The sequence below is a fragment of the Clostridium sp. genome (assembly GCF_016650095.1).
Classification (GTDB): domain Bacteria; phylum Bacillota; class Clostridia; order Clostridiales; family Clostridiaceae; genus Clostridium_AD.
On sequence record NZ_JAENWL010000425.1, the window covers coordinates 1 to 2,594 of the forward strand.

Here is a 2,594-nt window from a genome sequence, read left to right on the forward strand (position 1 = left end):
AAAAATTGATTTTATTGTAGCTATTGATTTGTTCATGACAGATTCAGTAATGTCTGCAGACCTTGTGCTACCAGCCACTAGCATCCTTGAGGAAGAGGACTTTATTTATACAGGAATGTATTCACCTTATCTTAGCTATTCGGAGAAGGTTATTGAACCTGTGAACAATATCATGGGTGAATATGATTTTTTTAGAAGCCTTGCTAAAAAAATGGAGCTAAAAGAGTACCCAGATATTGATAAGGAAACCTTCTTTAGAAATGCTTTAAAACCTCTTATGGATAAGGCTAATGTTACCTATGAATACTTAAAGGAGAATTACTTCGCCCTAGAAGGGGAAGAAATACCTTGGAAAGATGGAAAGTTTGACACACCGTCGGGGAAATATGAACTTTACTCTGAAAATGCTGAAAATCTAGGATTAAGTCCAATACCAGAGTATATACCTATAAAGGAAAGGGATGAAAACTATTCACTAAGGTTATTGACACCTCATCCGAAAAATTCACTTCATTCCCAGCATTTTGCCTTTGAAGAAGAAAAACCAAAAGCTTATATAAGCGAAAACACATTAAAGCAGCAAGGCTTTGAAAATAACCAATTAGTAAAAGTAAAGTCAAAGTACGGTGAAATAGAGGCATATCTACTTATAAGCGATATTGTAGGGGAAAATATAATTATGATCTATGAAGGTATGTGGCATAAAAGTGGCTCAGTAAATATGCTAACAACTGATGAAGTAAGTGATATAGGGGATCAAGCCGCATACTATGAGAGTTTTTGTAGATTAGAAAGTAGCAAGTAAAACCTTTTCGTTAGCAACCATTTAATGGACAATCTAAGGAGGTTTGTGATGAAGAACAAAGTACTAATTAAAAATGCAAGAGCAATTGTAACATGTGATTATTTAGATCAAGTATTCTATGATTCGGATATACTTATTGAAGGACCTGAGATAAAAGAAATCGGAAAGAACTTAAAGGCTGAAGGTGCAAAAGTAATTAATGGAAAGAATAAATTTATTTACCCAGGGTTAATTAACACACATCATCACTTCTTTCAAACATTTGTTAGAAATATGATTTCCATCGATTATCCCAATATGTTAGTTGTAGATTGGCTAAGTAAAATATATCCGATTTTTGAAAAAATTAATTCTGATGTTATTTACTATTCATCACTTACAGCAATGAGCGATTTAATTAAACATGGTTGTACTTGTGCATTTGACCATCAATATTGTTATACAAAGGTAGCGGGCAAAGAATTGGTTGATCGTCAAATGGAAGCTGCTGATAAGCTCGGAATCAGGTATCATGCTGGAAGGGGTACCAATACATTACCGAAAAGTGAGGGAAGTACTATACCGGATGGAATGCTTGAAACCACAGATGAGTTCATTTCGGACTGTGAACGAATAATTGATTTGTATCATGATCCAAAACCTTTTTCTATGAACCAAATTGTTGTTGCTCCCTGCCAACCTATTAATAGCTATCCTGAGACATTTATTGAGTCTGTGGCCTTAGCTAGGAACAAGAAAGTCCACTTACACACACACTTATATGAAGGGGATAGAAGCATAATGTTAGGACGTTGGGGTAAGACAACCTTAGAATGGGCCGAGGAGATTGGATTTGTTGGGTCAGACGTATGGTTTGCTCATAGCTGGGAAATTAAGTTTGATGAATATAAGACTATAGCTAGGACAGGTACTGGAATTTCACATTGTCCTGCACCAGCTATTTTAGGCGGGTTCCCAATATTAGACATTAAAGCAATGCAAAAAGAAGGAATTCTGATTAGTCTTGGGGTAGATGGATCTTCTACAAATGATAGTTCAAATCTTTTGGATTCATTACGAATGGCCTATATAATGCAAGCATACCACAGTAAAAGTCGTGGTGGATGTGTTTCCCCATATGAAATGCTTAAAGTTGCAACAATAAATGGTGCCAAAACTCTGGGTCGCAATGACCTAGGATCCATTGAAATAGGTAAGGCAGCTGATTTATTTATGATAGATACTAGTGTGCTGGAATTAGCCGGTGCTCTCCACGACCCTAAGAATTTAATTGCCAGTGCTGGTGTAACAGGACCTGTTTGGCTTACAATGATTAATGGAAAAGTTGTTTATGAAGATGGACATTTAGTTGGAGTCGATGAGTATACATTAGCAGAAAAAGGAGAAGAAGTTTGTACTAAAGTACTTAGAAATGAGTTTAAAGAATACTTTTAAATAAAAAAGAGCAAGCTAAGCTACATTAATATGAAGAGAGCAATTAAGGCAGAGCTGTTGTAAACGTTTGATATTTAGGATATCATTTAAAGTATATTGAACGTAACTAAACTATTCAAAAACGGTTTTGTAAAACTTAACGAAAATGATGTGGATAATATTTATTATCTAATATTATAGGAGAATATACTTGGAGGAGGAAGATAATGAGTACTATGGAATATAAAGCAGCAGAACAATTAGTAATAAAGCAGGAAGAAATGCTTCAGTTTGAACATTTTAATAACCAAGACGCCTGGGAACTAGGACAACTTGTAGTAGAGGAAATACATAAGAATGGTATTGAATTGGCGGT

General features: G+C 35.0%; 2 protein-coding genes. Both read left to right on the top strand.

Annotated features, from left to right (window positions below; translation table 11 throughout):
• The coding region (locus JJE11_RS17420; RefSeq protein ID WP_291637918.1) for a molybdopterin dinucleotide binding domain-containing protein at positions 1-805 on the top strand (805 nt) is incomplete at its 5' end.
• Between the two features lie 48 nt (positions 806-853).
• Positions 854-2,239, top strand: a complete 1,386-nt coding sequence (locus JJE11_RS17425; RefSeq protein WP_291637920.1) for an amidohydrolase — start codon at positions 854-856, stop codon at positions 2,237-2,239.
• Positions 2,240-2,594: the final 355 nt, after the last annotated feature.